The organism is Parabacteroides chongii, assembly GCF_029581355.1.
Classification (GTDB): Bacteria; Bacteroidota; Bacteroidia; order Bacteroidales; family Tannerellaceae; genus Parabacteroides; species Parabacteroides chongii.
Genome location: NZ_CP120849.1, coordinates 742,970 through 758,823, shown reverse-complemented (window position 1 = coordinate 758,823; position 15,854 = coordinate 742,970). Strand labels below are relative to the sequence as shown.

The following is a 15,854-nucleotide window of genomic DNA, read 5'->3' as shown; positions in this document are numbered from 1 at the left end:
TAGGAGGTTGGTTCATAGACGAAAACGGGGATTTTGCCGATAAACGGAATAGAGGGGGAACGATAAGGTTTGGTAATTAGATTTGTAATTAGAAAGGGGACGCAGATCTGCGTCCCCTTTCTATGATTACATTTCTCTTAACCAGATATTGCGGAAGCTGATCGGTTCGCTGGGATCACCGTGGCTCTGCAGGATGATCGGGCCGGCTCCGTGAGGGATCACTTTCGGGAAGCCGATGTATTCGGTTGTTCCGAGGATCGTCGTGTTGTTCTGCAAAACGATGCCGTTTTGGATAACGGTGATGCTGGGCGGCACGCGATAGGTTCCGTCTTCTTTGAAAACAGGAGCGGAATAAATGATATCGTATACATTCCATTCACCCGGTTTACGCATGGCGTTTGCCAACGGCGGTGTCTGTTTGTAGATACTTCCGGTCTGTCCGTTCACGTATGTTTCGTTGTTGTAGCAATCGAGCACCTGGACTTCATACATTCCTTGCATAAAAATACCGCTATTACCGCGTGCCTGGCTTGTTCCTGTGATGTTTTCCGGAACGCACCATTCGATATGCAGCTGGTAGCTGTCGAATTTCTGTTTGGTTTGGATATCTCCGGCTTTCTTATTCACGGTGAATACGCCATCGTGTACAATCCATTGAGCCGGTTCTCCTTTGGTGTTTTCCCAGGCGGAAAGGTCTTTGCCGTCGAACAGGACGATCGCGTCGGACGGAGCCGAGTTTGTTTTGATATCTCCCGGAGTGACGATCTTGGGTTGCGGTGTCCAGTATTCCGACATGCCCGGAGTCATTTTTTCAGGTTGTGGATACTCTTTCTGTTGCGCACTCATGCTTACACAAGCCGTACAAGCTATGGCTGCCAGTACGGCTTTGCTGGTGAAGTCTCTTTTCTTCATGGTCTAAATTATTTTAGGTTTACATATTTTATGATGCAAATCTACATAATAATTTGCCATGTTGTAACTGCTTTTACCGGAAAATACGTTTAACTGTTGTGATTGAAAAGGCGTTGTTCCGCCAGCTTTTCGTATTTGGTTCCGGGACGGCCATAGTTACAATAAGGATAAATGCTGATTCCGCCTCGTGGGGTGAAAATTCCTGTCACCTCGATATACTTCGGATCCATCAGTTTGATGAGGTCTTTCATGATGATGTTGGCACAGTCTTCATGAAAAGCACCGTGGCTGCGAAAACTGAAAAGGTATAACTTCAGGCTCTTGCTTTCCACCATTTTCACATCAGGGATATAGTCGATATGGATGGTTGCAAAATCCGGTTGTCCGGTGATCGGGCAAAGGCTGGTGAATTCCGGGCAGTTGAAACGTACCCAGTAGTCGTTGCCTGGATGTTTGTTGGTGAATGCTTCCAGTACTTCGGGGGCATAATCCTGTTTATATTCGGTAGAACCGCCTAACAGGTGCAGTTCGTTTTCTTCTTTTCTTGTATCCATAATCTTATTTCTTCTTCCTGTTTAGGTATTTCTCCAATCCTTCTCTACGCAATTTGCAGGCGGGGCAATGACCGCAACCGTCGGCAGGAACGCCGTTGTAGCAGGTCAGTGTCTGTGTGCGGACCAGGTCGAATACGCCCAGTTCGTCGGACAACTCCCATACTTCACTCTTGTCACGGTCCATCAGCGGGGTGTGGATGACGAACTGTTCATCCATAGCCAGATTCAGCGTGACGTTCAGTGAGCGGACAAAGGTGTCGCGACAGTCGGGATATCCGCTGAAGTCAGCTTCCGAGACACCGGTTACCAGGTGGAAAATCCCTTTGCTTCGTGCCATGATGGCAGCGAAAGTCAGGAAAACCATATTTCTTCCGGGAACGAATGTGTTGGGGTAACTGTCTGCCGGTTTATCCTCGTCCATGACGATCGAGGTGTCTGTCAGCGAGTTCGGAGCCAGCTGGCTGATCAACGATACGTCCAGCAGCTGGAACGGAACATGGGCATCGGCTGCGATCTTTCTTGCAATTTCAATCTCCTGGGAATGTTTCTGACCGTAAGTAAAACAAACGGCTTCTACACGTGTAAAATGCTTCTTTGCCCAGAACAGGCAGGTCGTGGAGTCTTGTCCACCGGAGAAGCATACCAAAGCGGCTTCTTGATGTTTCATATTTTTCTTGTTTTATACGTGGTTCAGCAAGCACACGGAAAAGGAGACGTTCCTTTTCGCCGCAAAGATACTTTTTTAATTGAAAATGGAGAATTGAAAATTGAAAATAGAGGGGTATAACTAGAACTATTGCACAGAAATGACGTAATTGTGCCGCACATTCTTGTTAAAAGTGTGCAATATTGAAGAAAAGTATTTATCTTTACCGCCGTTTTGTAATAATGAAAAGTAAAACATGAAGAAAAAAGTATTATTAGGTGCGGCATTGATGATGATGCCTCTGCTTTCTTTCGCTGGTGGATTATTGACGAATACCAATCAGCATGCAGCCTTTTTAAGATCACTTTCGCGAGGTGCTGCAATCGATATAGATGGTGCTTTGTCTAACCCAGCGGGCCTTTCTTTCTTGCCGACAGATGGTTTTCGTGTAGGCGTGAGTATACAGAGTGCTTTCCAAACTAGAAATATCGATGCCTCTTTTGGCACATACAATGGTTTCGATCCGGCCAATCAGAAGCCGACAGTGGGAAACTACAAAAAGTATTACAAAGGAAAAGCGGCTGCTCCTGTGATTCCGAGTGTTTTTGCGGCTTATAAAAAAGGTGACTGGACTATTTCCGGATTCTTTGCCATCACGGGAGGAGGCGGTAAGGCTTCGTTTAACGATGGTCTGCCCATGTTCGAATCGGCTGCTATGGCTGGTATATTCAAGGAAAGTTTGACGAATTATGTGGCGTCAGGCGGTAAAAGTCCCATCGTGACTCCGGATATGTATACTATTAACAGTGCGATGGACGGTAGACAGTATATTTATTCTCTACAACTTGGTTTGGGGTACAAAATCACGGATTGGATTTCTGTTTTTGCCGGTGGACGAATGAATTATTTTTCAGGAAACTACGAGGGTTATCTGAATGCGAAACTAAAACAGAATTTAGGCGGATCGGAATTGATGCCATTAGCTTTGGATTGTGACCAGACGGGTTGGGGACTCACTCCGGTTCTTGGAGTCGATGTCAAATATGGTAAATTCAATTTCGGTGCTAAATATGAGTTCATGACGAACCTGAACATCGAAAACAATACAAAGAAGTTGGATTATCCTGATAGTGCGGAATCTTTGGTTGGTGCTTACAAACATGGTGTGAATACGCCGAACGATATTCCTTCAATGCTTTCTGTAGCTGCCTCTTATCGGTTTTTACCCATGTTAAAAGCATCTGTCGAGTATCACTTCTTCGATGACAAGAAAGCTGGAATGGCTGGCGGAAAGCAGAAAGAGCTCGAAAGAGGTACCAATGAGTATTTGCTGGGCATCGAGTGGGATGTTATCAAGAGATTGACTATTAGCGGTGGTGCTCAGATTACAGATTATGGTTTGTCAGACAAATATCAGAGTGATACCAGTTTCTCCTGCGACTCTTACTCACTGGGCTTCGGAGCTAAGTTGATGTTGAGCGAAAAGATGGCATTGAATGTGGGGTATATGTGGACAAGCTACCGTGATTATACAAAGAAATCGGATGATTACTGTGGCACGGGCCTTCCCGGAACTAACGTATATAGCCGTACCAATAAAGTATTCGGCTTAAGCCTGGATTACGCTTTTTAACCTATACATATATATAATAATCAGAAGAGGAGGGCTTGTCTTGGTGACAGGTCCTCTTTTCTTTTTTTATAAATGCCTAATAACCTGGTGATTCCAGTTTCGTGAGATTTCTCTATGATGAAACAAAAGTTATATAATATATGGAACTTTTGTTTTATAATATATGGAAAACTATTTCCATAATATATGAAACTAGAGTTTCATAATATATAGAACTACTGTCGCATAATATATGCAATTCTTATTACAAAGGAGATAACAGGAAAAGATGCTTAGCGGATTGCTATTTTGCGGACAGTTTCGCCGATGCGGACGATGTAGTAACCTTTGGCGATGTCGACAGTATATTCGCCGTCCGGTTGTTTCAGTTTTATTTCTTTGACGCGGATACCTACTACGCTGTATATTTCAAGCTTGCTGCCGACTGGAGCATTTTTAACAACGATCTTGTTGTCGTAGGCACTGATTTCGATGGAGTCGGGTTCTGTTACCTCTACCTGTTTTACGGCATGCGTAGTAGTGACCGCCTGCTGTGCATTGACAGTGAGCGGGTTACCAGCATAGGTGCTGATCAACAGGATTATGGTAAATAATGTTCTCATATTCAAAACCCTAAATTCGTACAAATGTATGAATAATTTTGAATATGGCGGATATTTGTCGGTTATTATTTGAGAAAAGGGCTCTATTATATAGGTAAAACCATTCCTTCGCTTCCTAAAATGGTTCCGGGAAACCATTCTTCCGCTTCTTTATGTAATTCGGTGAGTTCTTCGTAACGGGCGGAATAATGACCGATAACAAGCCGTTTTACTTTTGCTTTTAATGCAATCTCTGCCGCTTGGCGGGCAGTGGAATGAAATGTTTCTTTGGCACGTGCTTTATCACATTCGGCGAAAGTAGCCTCGTGGTAAAGAAGGTCGACCCCTTCAATGATAGGGATCACGGATGGACTGTAAGCCGTATCCGAGCAATAGGCATACCGTTTGGGCGGAACTGCCGGGCGTGTCAGACGGGAGTTGGGAATGACTTCTCCTTCCGGCGTGATGTAATCTTTCCCCTGTTTGATATCCTTCATGCAACGGATGGGAACCTGGTAGAAATCGATCATTTCGCGGATGATATGTGCTTCTTTCGGTTTTTCGGCAAACAGGAAACCGCAAGTCGGTATCCGGTGTTTCAGCGGAATGGAATAGACTGAGAGGGAACGGTCTTCCATAATCAGCGAATGACTGTGGGTATCCACATGATTGAAACGGACCTCGTAAGGCATTCCCTTGCAGAATGTATCCAGGACAGGACGCATGTAGTTTTCAATTTCTTTGGGAGCATGTATCACCAGTTCGCCGGTGCGTCCTAGCATTCCCAATGTGGAGATCAGCCCCGGCAGTCCGAAGCAATGGTCACCGTGCAGATGAGAAATGAAGATATGATTTAACCGGCTGAATTTGATACGCATATGACGCATCTGCACCTGCGTGCCTTCACCACAGTCTATCATATATAATTTATCACGTAAATCTACTACCTGAGAAGTTGCCAGATGCCGTGTTGTGGGTAAGGCTGAACCGCATCCCAGAATGTTTAAATTGAAATCTGCCATAAAGGAATCCCTTGGATAATTGTTTGCAAAGATAATACAAAAGCATCTGTGTTCTGTGAAAAATAACAAAAAAAGCGGTCCGATTGTTCCGAAGATGGCTCGGATTACATATATTTGTTTGCTGTCCTTAGGAAGGCAATGTTTAGTAAGTAAAAAAGACTTAAGATATTTTATTCTAAGCCTTAACTAACTTTTTCTTTTTGTTTAAAACGGTTAAATGTAGAAACGGCCAAGCGTGAGCTTCGCCGTTTCCTTTGTTTTAATAGGTGTGACTGTCTTTCTCTTCCATTTCTTCCGCATCTATCTTGTGAAGATCCAGAGCCCGCCATGCATAGAATATATAGGCGAGGACGAAAGGCACAAGGATGGATACGTAGCTCATCACTTTCAGGGTGAACTGGCTCGAACAACTGTTCTGCAGGGTTAATGAGCTTTGCAGGTCGGTCAACGACGGATAATAAGCCGTGTTGTTCCATCCGGCGCAGAGCAATAAGGCCAATACGGTCAGAACGGTTCCTGTTCCGGCAAACCAGATTCCTTTTCGCCATGTCTGCGATGCGATCGTCCGGATGATACCGTACAGGACAAGCACCACACCGATAAGTAATACCGCCAATACGGCAGGCATCTCTATCAGATTGATGAAATATTTATAGGGTTGCATAAATATTTCCTGCGTTTCCGGATTTACGGCAAATCCGCTCACCAGCATCAGGCGTACGAGGAAGATCAGGAAGAACACCAGGAACAAGGCAGTTTCCGGTATCAACCGTTTCCGACAACGACTGACGATGTCTTTATTGTCGATGTTGTTGATGAAATATAGCAGAGCCTGTACGCGTGCCAGGAAGAATACCGCCAGGCCGAGACATATGTTCCAAAAAACGAAAGCAGCTTCCAGTCCGTGCAGTGAATTGTTCCAGGTAGAAATAACCGGCATGGCTATATCGGTCATCTGTCCTTTGTTGACAGAAAATTCGGCTCCGTTGAAGAAGGTGGCGACTGCTGTACCCAATAGGATCGGGCCGAGTACGCCGTTGATGATCAGGAATGCCTGATATGTTTTCTTGCCTAATAAGTTCCCTTTCTTTGCCTGGTATTCGTAAGATACAGCCTGGATAACGAAGCAGAGCAGGATCAGCATCCACACCCAGTAAGCCCCACCGAAGCTGGTCGAGTAGAACAGGGGGAAAGAAGCGAAGAACGCCCCTCCGAAAGTAACCAGCGTCGTAAAGGTAAATTCCCATTTACGTCCGGTGGAGTTGATTAACATCTTTTGTTCCAGTTCCGTCTTTCCGATCGAGAAGAGTAACGACTGACCTCCCTGGACAAAAAGCAGGAATACTAACAGTGCTCCCAGCAGGGATACAAGGAACCACCAGTAATGTTGTAATAATATATATGTACTATCCATAGTGTTAATTGAAAATTGAAAGTTGAAAATTGAAAATTAATTATTCGCGGAAAATGGAAAGCTGCAGGCGAAGGTTAATTGTCTCCTTCATTTTCAATTTTCAATTTTCCATTCTCAATTTCCTCCGGCCCTTTCTTGATGGCTTTCACCATAATACCTATTTCGGCGATCAGCAGGATCGTGAAGAGGATCAGGAAGAGGAAGAAAGTAGTCTGCACAGACGAGGTTGCCAGTTTAGAGATAGAAGCACTTGTCGGAAGGATATCCTGTATCGCCCAGGGCTGACGTCCCACTTCGGCAACGATCCATCCGGCCTGTCCTGCAATATATCCCAGCGGGATAGACCACAGGCATACTTTTTGCAGCCAGCGGGCATCCTGGAATTTATCTTTCTTATTCCATACCAGGGCGATGATAAAGAGCAGAATGAAATAACCGCCCAGGATAACCATGATACGGAATGAATAGAATGTCATGCCGACATGCGGAACCAGGTCGCCCGGATCCTTGATATACCCGTAACCGAAATAAGGGAAGTTCTCTTCCAGCGTAGCCCGGTATTGCTGGGCAGCCGTTTCGTCTTTGTCTTTTTTAGCCTGCCGGTAATTGGCTAATGCCTGGATAGCCAGCTGCCCTTTTGTAATCTTTTCGGCTGCGGAGAGGGCAGGAGTGCCTTCTTTAGTCGTGTAACCGCCTTCGATCAGGTTGACAATGCCTGGAACATAACCGTCCATTTTGCGTTCGGCCAGCAGAGACAGCATTTTCGGGATTTGTATGTTGAATATAAAAGGTTCGATGTTGTCTTTATAACTGGTCTTATCCGGATTCAACACGCCGATCCCAACCAGGCCGACACCATTTCCTCCTTCATAAAGACCTTCCATCGCAGCTAGTTTCATCGGCTGTTTCTGTGCCACCTGATAAGCGGAACCGTCACCTGTCCAGACGATCAGAATAGAAGCGACCAGTCCGAAGATAGCTCCGATCTTAATACTTTCCAGTGCAAAACGTGTATTCCGTTTCTTCAACAGATACCAGCTGCTGATGCCGATAACGAAGAGGGCACCCACGATCCAGCCGGATAACACGGTATGGAAGAATTTATTGATGGCAACCGGTGACAAGGCAACCGCCCAGAAGTCGAACATTTCGTTTCGCACCGTGTCCGGGTTGAAATGCATACCTGCCGGATGCTGCATCCATGCGTTGGCGATCAGGATCCATAAAGCGGATAGGGTAGCGCCGATAATAGTCAGCCAGGTAGAAGCCAGGTGGAAACGCTTGCTCACCTTGTCCCAGCCAAAGAACATCACGGCAATGAATGTGGCTTCCATGAAGAAAGCAAGGATACCTTCGATGGCAAGTGGCGCTCCGAAAATATCTCCGACGAACCAGCTGTAGTTCGACCAGTTCGTCCCGAATTCAAATTCGAGGATCAGACCGGTGGCAACACCGATCGCGAAGTTAATACCAAACAGCTTCATCCAGAACTGAGCTGTCTTTTTCCAGAATTCGTCACCTGTTTTGTAATAGATGGTTTCCAGTATTGCCTGGATCACGCCAAGCCCTAAAGTCAGGGGTACAAAAAGCCAGTGATACATAGCCGTAAGAGCGAACTGCGCCCTCGACCAGTCAATCAAAGAAGTGTCAATGCTTTCGATCATAACTATATTAATTAAGGAGTAATTGCTCGATTGATCAATTCACCCGATACGTGTTCTTCTTTTTCGGAATTGCTGTCAAACTGTCCCAGGTAATTAGGAAAGAAAAACAGTTTTAATATAAAAAACATGATAAAAAGCTTGACCAATATAATCAGCCATAGCGTTTTACCCAGCTTCATCTCGCGGAATCCTTCCAGGTAAAATTGGTATATTCGAACAAGTATTGGTTTCTTTTTCATGTTCTTCTCTTCATTAATATAACAGAAATCGGATAAATATGTTTTGTATTAGACAAATATAAAAGAAAAGGCGACTTTTCAAACGCCTAGTCTCATAGATAATATTTATGAAAAAATAGACAATGTCTATAAGGTCTGTTAAAAAAGACTATTTTAAAAAAGAAAGCCGGATATACAGGCTTGTTGTTCTTTTCGCATTGGCTATATTTGCGTCAGTTTGTGTTTTTAAGCTGTGAAATTTGAATCAGAATATTATTATTAAGTGCTAATCTATAAAAAATTATTACTATGTCAAACATCACAAGAAGATCATTTCTTCAAAGAGGAGCAGCTGCAGCAGCTGCATTGACCATTGTACCGGGCTCCGTTCTAGGAAAAAGTCATGGACATATTGCACCCACAGATAAATTGAACATCGCCGGTGTTGGTATTGGCGGTATGGGTAATGCTAACCTGAAAAACGTTGAAAAGACAGAGAATATCGTGGCTCTGTGCGACGTTGACTGGAAGTATGCAAAACCGGTTTTCGACCGTCATCCGAATGCGAAGAAATATTGGGATTTCCGTAAGATGTACGATGAAATGGGTAAGTCGATCGATGCTGTTATTTGTGCTACAGCCGACCATACTCATGCGATTGTTTCTGCTGATGCCATTACGTTGGGTAAACACGTATATTGTCAGAAACCGTTGACTCACTCTGTTTATGAATCTCGTTTGCTTACCAATCTGGCTAAAGAATATAATGTAGCTACACAGATGGGTAACCAGGGTTCTTCGGATGAAGGAACCGACCTGGTTTGCGAATGGATTTGGAATGGTGAGATCGGTGAAGTGACAAAGGTGGAATGTGCTACCGACCGTCCTATCTGGCCGCAGGGTTTGAATGCTCCTGAAAAAGTAGATAAGATTCCTTCTACGTTGAATTGGGACCTGTTCTCTGGTCCCGCAGAAGTTCGTCCATACAATAAAATTTATCATCCATGGAACTGGCGCGGATGGTGGGCATATGGTACAGGTGCGTTAGGTGATATGGCTTGCCATATTCTGCATCAGCCGTTCAAAGCCCTGAAACTGGGTTATCCTACAAAAGTTCAGGGTTCTTCTACACTGTTGCTGCAGGATTGTGCTCCTACGGCACAACACGTAAAACTGACATTCCCGGCTCGCGACAATATGCCTAAATTAGCTTTGCCGGAAGTTGAGATCCATTGGTATGACGGCGGTATGATGCCGGATAGACCGAAAGGTTTCCCGGAAGGCAAACAACTGATGGGTCCTGGTGGCGGTTTGTGTATTTTCCACGGAACAAAAGATACGTTGATCTGCGGTTGCTACGGACAGCAGCCTTGGTTATTGTCCGGTCGTGTACCAGCTTCGGCTCCGAAAGTTTGCCGTCGTGTACCGAATGCCATGAGCGGTGGTCACGAAATGGATTGGGTTCGCGCTTGTAAGGAAAATGCTTCCAGCCGCGTGAAGACTAAATCTGATTTCTCTGAAGCAGGTCCGTTCAACGAAATGGTTGTAATGGGGGTTTTGGCTATCCGTTTGCAGACGCTGAACAAAGAGTTGCTGTGGGATGGTCCTAGCATGCAGTTCACAAACATCAAGGATGACGAAATGATCAAGATATTGATCAAGGACGACTTTAAGATCGTTGACGGTGACCCGAAATTCAATAAGATTTGGACTGATCCTATCAATGCAAAACAGTTTGCTAACGAACTGATCAAGCATAACTACCGTAATGGTTGGAACTTGCCTGATATGCCTAGATAACAGTTTTAAACTACATAAAAAATGAAGAAGTCAGTATTATTTGCCAGTGCCGCATTGATGATGTGTTATTTCACTTCCTGCGGTGGCGGAAAGAAAACAGAAGATGCTGCCGCCGATGCAGCTGAAACAAAGACTGAGGCTGCCGTGCCCGAATACAAATTATTGGATTTGCCGACAGTAGACTTGTCTAAATTCCCGAAAGATGCCGATGGTTGGATTACTATCTTCGATGGTAAGACACTGAATGGCTGGAGAGGGTATGATCGTACGGACGTACCTAATGCCTGGGAAGTAAATGACGGTGCAATCCATATCAAAGGTTCCGGAGCCGGTGAAGCCGGTGCTAAGGATGGCGGCGACCTGGTTTTCGCTCATAAATTCAAAAACTTCGAATTGGAATGGGAATGGAAAGTGGCTAAAGCTGCTAACTCTGGTGTGTTTATCCTGATCCAGGAAGTAGAAGGACAGCCTTCTTACATCTCTTCTCCTGAATTTCAGATTTTGGACAATGCCAACCACCCGGATGCTAAATTGGGTAAGGACGGTAACCGCCAGTCTGCTTCTCTGTATGATATGATCCCGGCTAAACCGCAGAACTCTAAACCGTTCGGCGAATGGAACAAATCTAAGATCATGTGTTACAAAGGTACGGTTGTTCATTATCAGAATGACGAACCGGTTGTTGAATATCACTTGTGGACTCAACAGTGGAAAGAAATGCTGGATGCAAGTAAGTTCAGTAAAGACAAATGGCCGTTGGCTTACGAACTGCTGTTGAACTGTGGCGGACCTAACAAAGAAGGTTTCATCGGTTTGCAGGATCATGGCGACGACGTTTGGTTCCGTAACATCAAGATCAAAGTATTAGACTAATTTCGTAATTTACGGATAACTAACTTATTAATACCCGGAATCGGTAATATGCCCGACTCCGGGTATTTTTTTCAAAAAAGTTTCTTTATCCTGTAACCTTTCCTCCGAAGTGTTAGTCTTATCTGTAAACGAAACAATTAGAAACATTTTAAATATTGAAATTATGGAAGAATGGTTAATTCCTTTGGTTGCAATTCTTTGCGGGGCTGGTCTGCCTATTATATTGCTTATGGTTGTGGTTGTCAGAACTACCCGGCAAAGACATGAAGAGCGTATGGCTATGATTGAAAAAGGCATTGTTCTTGAAGAACCGGAAAGAAGAGCGAATAAGTATGGTGCACTTCGTAATGGCTTATTGATGGTCGGTCTTGCCTTTGGGGCTATACTCGGTGTCTATATGGATGGAACAATGTCGAGCGAGTGGGAAGGTTTCTCTGTCGTTATTTATACAGTGCTCGGCGGTGGAGTAGCTTATCTGGTATACTTCTTTATTGTTCTTAAAATGATGGAAAAAGAGAAAGAACAATAAAACCGGATTGATGGACGAACAAAAGTGGATAAAAAGCATTTTGGCAGGGGATACCAAGAGTTTCTCCTGCCTCGTCGCGAAGTACCAGCAGATGGCATTTACGATTGCCTTCCGCATACTGGAGAATCGCGAGGAGGCAGAAGAAGTCGTGCAGGATGCTTTTGTGAAGATGTATCGTGCGCTTCCGTCTTTCCAGTTTGGCAGTAAGTTCTCTACCTGGTTTTATAAGATTGTTTACAATACCGCGATAACGGCGCAAAGGAAGCAATCGGTTTTTGAGAGCTATGATGATGCTATTGCTACCGATCTTACTACCAGCGAAGTGGATAGTGCGACTGCTATCCTGGAGCGGGAAGACCGGAAAGAAATAATTGCCCGTGTACTGAAAAAGCTGCCGGCCGATGAAAGCCTGGTGCTTAATCTCTTTTATCTGGAAGAGTGTTCGATTGCTGACATTGCTCAGATCACAGAAATGACTCCTTCCAATATTAAAGTAAAATTGTTTCGGGGACGTAAGCACTTCTACGAAACATTGCAGTTAATGATGCAGAACGAAACAGCGAATGTGTTATGAATACATCGGATAAAGATATAAACCGCCTGACCAAAAAGATACTGAAAGAGGGTATGGTCGAGCCGTCTCCGGATTTGAGCCTGAAGATCATGGATCTGATCATGCAGGAGGAACCGTTGAAAGTCCCTGAAGTGAAAAAGGTAAAGTTACATTCCGGGATGCCGCCTTTTATGATAGTTGGCATAATTATTGCCTATCTCGTGGTATTTGCCGGATTATTGATGTTTGTCGGACAGCTTCCCGCAGGAAACGCTAGCCATATGCTGGGCGGTCTGAAAGAGAAGCTGCCGTTTATCCTGACGATGGCAGTGATTGCCGGATCGTTAATATTTTATTCGACTCTGGATAAGGTATTGACGTTGAGGTATTGAAGGCGTTTTATAACGCCTTCACCCGAATATTACTGTAGCTATTTCCATCGAAATAGATGCGTCCCTTGTTTCCGCCATTGATTTCGTAATAATGGTTTACTTTATCTTCTGTCGATTTATTGGTGACATTGAAACCGCTGACATTGTGGTTGCCATATTTCATGCTTTCAGCACTCACCTTGAAAGAGGCACCCGACGAAATGTTCACATTCAGATTGCCGTAACGGGCATCGACATCCAGCTTTTTGAAATTAGAGGAAAGCTCTTTTATCGTTAGTGTGCTGTAAGCCAGTTCGCCGACTACCAGTTCGTCTTTTACCGAGCCGATTGTTGCCTCGCTGTATTTTATCCCCATATCTCCTTTGTCAAGACTTTCAATCTTCACATTGCCATATTTGTTTTCCAAAGTGATCTGCGTACATTTTTTGATACTCAGATTTGAATACTTGTTATCAACTTCCAGCTGACTGGCATTGCCTATAGATGCATTGCCGCAATAACCCAAATACAAGTATGCCTTTGTTATATCGTTGATATCTACATTCCCGTACTTAACTTCCAGATCGAGCGACTTTGTAAAACTACCTGCATTCAGATTACCGTATTTCACTTGTATAGTGCTGTTCCCTTCGTTCTTCTCCGGAAGATTGATGTTCCCGTATTTCTGAGCCAGATTGATAGCCAGCTTGGACGGCATGCTGATAAAATAGTTGATCGTAAAACGTTCATTCCTGTTCCCGTTCCATTTCTGCTCTTTGAGAGAGGTCACGGCTGAAACAGTGTTTCCGCTTTTCTTTATTTCTACCTGTACACGGTCGAGCGTAGCCTGTGCGGCATCGTCACTTTCTGCTTTCGCTTCGATTTCGACACGGATAGAGACCTCGTTCTTGTTCCAGTGAGTGATCGTCGTATTGCCGTAACGGTTGTCCGTTGTCAGTAAATCGCTGAGGCTCACGTCATATGAACGGCTGATCTCTTTCTTTTTTATACTCTCGGGTTTGGCAGCCCAGCCGATGGCTGTACTTGCGATTAGCAACACGGCCAGAAGCAATAAAGAACGGCTTTTTGTTTGTTTTGTATTCATGATTTGTTTCTATTTATTTGTTATCATTCTCGTTTGTCACTCGTTCCATCTGTTTCAACATGATGTTCAGACTTTCCACACTCGCGCTGTAATGCTGGTTCATGGCAAACAGACCGTCGTTTGAGCAGGGTAGGGTCGGGAGGATCGTCTCTTCGAACATATAGTTGTCTTTCAGGATCCTTCTGCTCTCCTGCAGCAGGTCGGCTGCTCCCGTCGTTTTATCCTGTTTGTATAACGTCTCCATTTGTGCCATGATATCGTTTATCTGCATCTTGTAATACATCTGCAGTTCGTTGAACTCCTTTTGCTCGCTGCACTGCTTTTGTACGGAGGCCTTTTGGTTGTTCGACGGAACCGGTGTCCCGCCCGGCATCCGGAACAGGAAGAACAGGGCGATAGAAGCTGCAGCAGCAAAAGCACATAAGCTGTAGAGCTTGAAATGCCCTTTGCGCGGTGCGTTCGGCAGTTTCTTTTCGAAGCGATCGAAGTGACCTTCCGGCAGAAGGTCATCTTCAAAAGCTTCTTTATTGGTGTCTATGAAATTCTTTAATTTGTCCATGTCAATTAACTGCTATAATGTCTAACAATTTGCGCTTCGCCCGCAGATACTGGCTGCGTACGCTTGGCGGCTGAATGTGCAGGATAGAGGCAATCTCTTCCATATCATATCCCTCAAAGAGGTAAAGCGAGAGGATCACGCGATAGCCGGCGGGCAGTTTTTGGGTTGCCTCTTTGAGCAGCTTCACCGAATATTGTATTTCCTCCTCGTCCGGCTCGTCCGATTCCGGTGCGGCATAGTTGTCCGACAACTCTTCCCATTCCGGGTTCTGACGGCGTACGTAATCGATCGCCGTATGGACGGCTATCCGGTGGATCCAAGCTTCGAAACATTGGTCGTCCTTATATTGGTCGATGCGGGTGAAGATTTTCAGGAAGGCATCCTGCATGGCTTCTTCCGCTTCGCCGCTGTTTCCGACAATACGCAGGCAAGCTATGTACAATCGCTGGGCGAATTGTTTGTACAAGGCCAGTTGCGCATCTCGTTTTCCTTTGCGGCAACCCTCTATCAGTTGTACTGTTGTTTCGTTCATTTGTTTATATAAACGAGAGCAAGCGGCCGACCGTTGCATCTACGCTACGAATTTATGCAAAAAAAAAGAAAGGCATCATCACGATGCCTCTCTCCCTGAACTAAATGATAAAAATAAAAGTTATGTGGGAAGGTTTAATTTGTCGAATGAAAATTCTCTTCTCCCATCATAGGTGCCTTACCTGCGGGAGAACCGGATTTGTACTTGAGCTCAATCGTCTTGTCACCTTCATACGATTTGTATTTGATCTTCATTGTCACTGTCTCACCGTTCGTTTCCGGCAGGTTGTTCAGTCTGAATGAGGCAAGTCCCCATCCCTTTCCGCCTGACAGATTATCGTATGCATTATGACGGAACTCCAGTTCGTATGTATCCGTATTATCCATCTTTACCAGGTTGAGGAAGTGTTTGGTATATCCGTCGAAATATGATTCGAACTGGAAATTAATATAACCGTCCTCAATCCAGACAGACTTCATCCACACCGGATCATTGCCGTAATATTCATCATTCTTCTCACCCAGGTCGGCAACGATCGATTTTGTCAACACACTGTCGATTCTGTTTACACGGATAGCGTAATCGTATCCTTCAAAATCATTATCCAGTAGCGTAAAGTTTATAAAAACACGTCTTTCCTTATCTACTCCAAAATGTGGAGTTGCGCCGGCTGCCGGCCAGAAAGTCGTGGAGTCATCCCACTGCAGGTAATATGTATTACCTCCCAATGGCTTTATTGTCGCTACTCCAACACTGTATTTGTCAAGAGAATAATCGTCATCATCCAAACAAGAATACAAGGAGGTGGAGAGCAGAATAGTTCCCAAAACCAGTATAAAAGTTTTCAACGTCTTCATCACATTCATATCACTAAAAATTGTCTATTTC

18 protein-coding genes are annotated in these 15,854 nt (G+C 44.6%); 6 read left to right on the top strand and 12 right to left on the bottom strand.

What is annotated here, in order from left to right:
• Positions 1-126: 126 nt before the first annotated feature.
• The 3 genes from P3L47_RS03240 to queC form a co-directional block, all read right to left on the bottom strand.
• Positions 127-912 carry a 3-keto-disaccharide hydrolase gene (locus tag P3L47_RS03240; RefSeq protein WP_277782664.1) on the bottom strand — a complete coding sequence of 262 codons (786 nt, stop codon included), beginning with the start codon at positions 910-912 and terminating at the stop codon, positions 127-129.
• Positions 913-1,001: 89 nt separating this feature from the next.
• Positions 1,002-1,466 (bottom strand): preQ(1) synthase, encoded by a 465-nt coding sequence (gene queF / locus P3L47_RS03235; RefSeq protein WP_277782663.1) that lies wholly within the window; start codon positions 1,464-1,466, stop codon positions 1,002-1,004.
• A 4-nt stretch (positions 1,467-1,470) separates the two neighbouring features.
• Positions 1,471-2,133 (bottom strand): 7-cyano-7-deazaguanine synthase QueC, encoded by a 663-nt coding sequence (queC, locus tag P3L47_RS03230; RefSeq protein WP_277782662.1) that lies wholly within the window; start codon positions 2,131-2,133, stop codon positions 1,471-1,473.
• Positions 2,134-2,368: 235 nt separating this feature from the next.
• On the opposite strand from queC, the gene P3L47_RS03225 reads away from it, so the two are divergent.
• On the top strand, positions 2,369-3,745 hold the full coding sequence (locus P3L47_RS03225) for an OmpP1/FadL family transporter (RefSeq protein WP_277782661.1): 1,377 nt from the start codon (positions 2,369-2,371) through the stop codon (positions 3,743-3,745).
• Positions 3,746-4,017: 272 nt separating this feature from the next.
• Here the strand turns inward: P3L47_RS03225 and P3L47_RS03220 are convergent, their stop codons facing one another.
• The 5 genes from P3L47_RS03220 to P3L47_RS03200 form a co-directional block, all read right to left on the bottom strand.
• Positions 4,018-4,347 carry a T9SS type A sorting domain-containing protein gene (locus P3L47_RS03220; protein WP_277782660.1) on the bottom strand — a complete coding sequence of 110 codons (330 nt, stop codon included), beginning with the start codon at positions 4,345-4,347 and terminating at the stop codon, positions 4,018-4,020.
• Between the two features lie 86 nt (positions 4,348-4,433).
• Complete coding sequence (locus tag P3L47_RS03215; RefSeq protein WP_277782659.1) at positions 4,434-5,348, bottom strand: ribonuclease Z; 915 nt, start codon at positions 5,346-5,348, stop codon at positions 4,434-4,436.
• 259 nt (positions 5,349-5,607) lie between these two features.
• Positions 5,608-6,762, bottom strand: a complete 1,155-nt coding sequence (locus P3L47_RS03210; protein ID WP_277782658.1) for a cytochrome d ubiquinol oxidase subunit II — start codon at positions 6,760-6,762, stop codon at positions 5,608-5,610.
• A gap of 74 nt (positions 6,763-6,836) precedes the next feature.
• Entirely contained in the window at positions 6,837-8,426 is a 1,590-nt protein-coding gene (locus P3L47_RS03205; protein WP_122361158.1) for a cytochrome ubiquinol oxidase subunit I, read from the bottom strand.
• 11 nt (positions 8,427-8,437) lie between these two features.
• The gene (locus P3L47_RS03200) at positions 8,438-8,665 is read right to left on the bottom strand and encodes a DUF4492 domain-containing protein (RefSeq protein ID WP_122352010.1); all 228 of its coding nucleotides are present in this window, start codon (positions 8,663-8,665) and stop codon (positions 8,438-8,440) included.
• A gap of 288 nt (positions 8,666-8,953) precedes the next feature.
• On the opposite strand from P3L47_RS03200, the gene P3L47_RS03195 reads away from it, so the two are divergent.
• From P3L47_RS03195 to P3L47_RS03175, 5 genes are all read left to right on the top strand, one after another.
• Positions 8,954-10,444, top strand: coding sequence for a Gfo/Idh/MocA family protein (locus P3L47_RS03195; RefSeq protein WP_122361157.1), 1,491 nt, complete (start codon positions 8,954-8,956; stop codon positions 10,442-10,444).
• A 21-nt stretch (positions 10,445-10,465) separates the two neighbouring features.
• Positions 10,466-11,317 carry a 3-keto-disaccharide hydrolase gene (locus tag P3L47_RS03190; protein WP_122361156.1) on the top strand — a complete coding sequence of 284 codons (852 nt, stop codon included), beginning with the start codon at positions 10,466-10,468 and terminating at the stop codon, positions 11,315-11,317.
• 163 nt (positions 11,318-11,480) lie between these two features.
• Complete coding sequence (locus P3L47_RS03185; protein WP_277782657.1) at positions 11,481-11,846, top strand: DUF6249 domain-containing protein; 366 nt, start codon at positions 11,481-11,483, stop codon at positions 11,844-11,846.
• Positions 11,847-11,856: 10 nt separating this feature from the next.
• Positions 11,857-12,420 (top strand): RNA polymerase sigma factor, encoded by a 564-nt coding sequence (locus P3L47_RS03180; protein WP_277782656.1) that lies wholly within the window; start codon positions 11,857-11,859, stop codon positions 12,418-12,420.
• The gene (locus P3L47_RS03175; RefSeq protein WP_122361153.1) at positions 12,417-12,791 is read left to right on the top strand and encodes a hypothetical protein; all 375 of its coding nucleotides are present in this window, start codon (positions 12,417-12,419) and stop codon (positions 12,789-12,791) included. The genes P3L47_RS03180 and P3L47_RS03175 overlap by 4 nt, the downstream gene beginning before the upstream one ends.
• 7 nt (positions 12,792-12,798) lie before the next feature.
• Here the strand turns inward: P3L47_RS03175 and P3L47_RS03170 are convergent, their stop codons facing one another.
• The 4 genes from P3L47_RS03170 to P3L47_RS03155 form a co-directional block, all read right to left on the bottom strand.
• Complete coding sequence (locus tag P3L47_RS03170) at positions 12,799-13,875, bottom strand: hypothetical protein (RefSeq protein WP_277782655.1); 1,077 nt, start codon at positions 13,873-13,875, stop codon at positions 12,799-12,801.
• Positions 13,876-13,888: 13 nt separating this feature from the next.
• Positions 13,889-14,434, bottom strand: coding sequence for a hypothetical protein (locus tag P3L47_RS03165; protein WP_277782654.1), 546 nt, complete (start codon positions 14,432-14,434; stop codon positions 13,889-13,891).
• A gap of 1 nt (position 14,435) precedes the next feature.
• Positions 14,436-15,005, bottom strand: coding sequence for an RNA polymerase sigma factor (locus P3L47_RS03160; protein ID WP_427910532.1), 570 nt, complete (start codon positions 15,003-15,005; stop codon positions 14,436-14,438).
• Between the two features lie 95 nt (positions 15,006-15,100).
• Complete coding sequence (locus P3L47_RS03155; RefSeq protein ID WP_277782652.1) at positions 15,101-15,832, bottom strand: NigD1/NigD2 family lipoprotein; 732 nt, start codon at positions 15,830-15,832, stop codon at positions 15,101-15,103.
• Positions 15,833-15,854 lie beyond the last annotated feature (22 nt).

Coding starts and splice junctions, on each gene's coding strand:
- P3L47_RS03240 (WP_277782664.1), bottom strand. CDS start 912: ATGAAGAAAAGAGACTTCACCAGCAAAGCCGTACTGGCAGCCATAGCT.
- queF (WP_277782663.1), bottom strand. CDS start 1,466: ATGGATACAAGAAAAGAAGAAAACGAACTGCACCTGTTAGGCGGTTCT.
- queC (WP_277782662.1), bottom strand. CDS start 2,133: ATGAAACATCAAGAAGCCGCTTTGGTATGCTTCTCCGGTGGACAAGAC.
- P3L47_RS03225 (WP_277782661.1), top strand. CDS start 2,369: ATGAAGAAAAAAGTATTATTAGGTGCGGCATTGATGATGATGCCTCTG.
- P3L47_RS03220 (WP_277782660.1), bottom strand. CDS start 4,347: ATGAGAACATTATTTACCATAATCCTGTTGATCAGCACCTATGCTGGT.
- P3L47_RS03215 (WP_277782659.1), bottom strand. CDS start 5,348: ATGGCAGATTTCAATTTAAACATTCTGGGATGCGGTTCAGCCTTACCC.
- P3L47_RS03210 (WP_277782658.1), bottom strand. CDS start 6,762: ATGGATAGTACATATATATTATTACAACATTACTGGTGGTTCCTTGTA.
- P3L47_RS03205 (WP_122361158.1), bottom strand. CDS start 8,426: ATGATCGAAAGCATTGACACTTCTTTGATTGACTGGTCGAGGGCGCAG.
- P3L47_RS03200 (WP_122352010.1), bottom strand. CDS start 8,665: ATGAAAAAGAAACCAATACTTGTTCGAATATACCAATTTTACCTGGAA.
- P3L47_RS03195 (WP_122361157.1), top strand. CDS start 8,954: ATGTCAAACATCACAAGAAGATCATTTCTTCAAAGAGGAGCAGCTGCA.
- P3L47_RS03190 (WP_122361156.1), top strand. CDS start 10,466: ATGAAGAAGTCAGTATTATTTGCCAGTGCCGCATTGATGATGTGTTAT.
- P3L47_RS03185 (WP_277782657.1), top strand. CDS start 11,481: ATGGAAGAATGGTTAATTCCTTTGGTTGCAATTCTTTGCGGGGCTGGT.
- P3L47_RS03180 (WP_277782656.1), top strand. CDS start 11,857: ATGGACGAACAAAAGTGGATAAAAAGCATTTTGGCAGGGGATACCAAG.
- P3L47_RS03175 (WP_122361153.1), top strand. CDS start 12,417: ATGAATACATCGGATAAAGATATAAACCGCCTGACCAAAAAGATACTG.
- P3L47_RS03170 (WP_277782655.1), bottom strand. CDS start 13,875: ATGAATACAAAACAAACAAAAAGCCGTTCTTTATTGCTTCTGGCCGTG.
- P3L47_RS03165 (WP_277782654.1), bottom strand. CDS start 14,434: ATGGACAAATTAAAGAATTTCATAGACACCAATAAAGAAGCTTTTGAA.
- P3L47_RS03160 (WP_427910532.1), bottom strand. CDS start 15,005: ATGCAACGGTCGGCCGCTTGCTCTCGTTTATATAAACAAATGAACGAA.
- P3L47_RS03155 (WP_277782652.1), bottom strand. CDS start 15,832: ATGAATGTGATGAAGACGTTGAAAACTTTTATACTGGTTTTGGGAACT.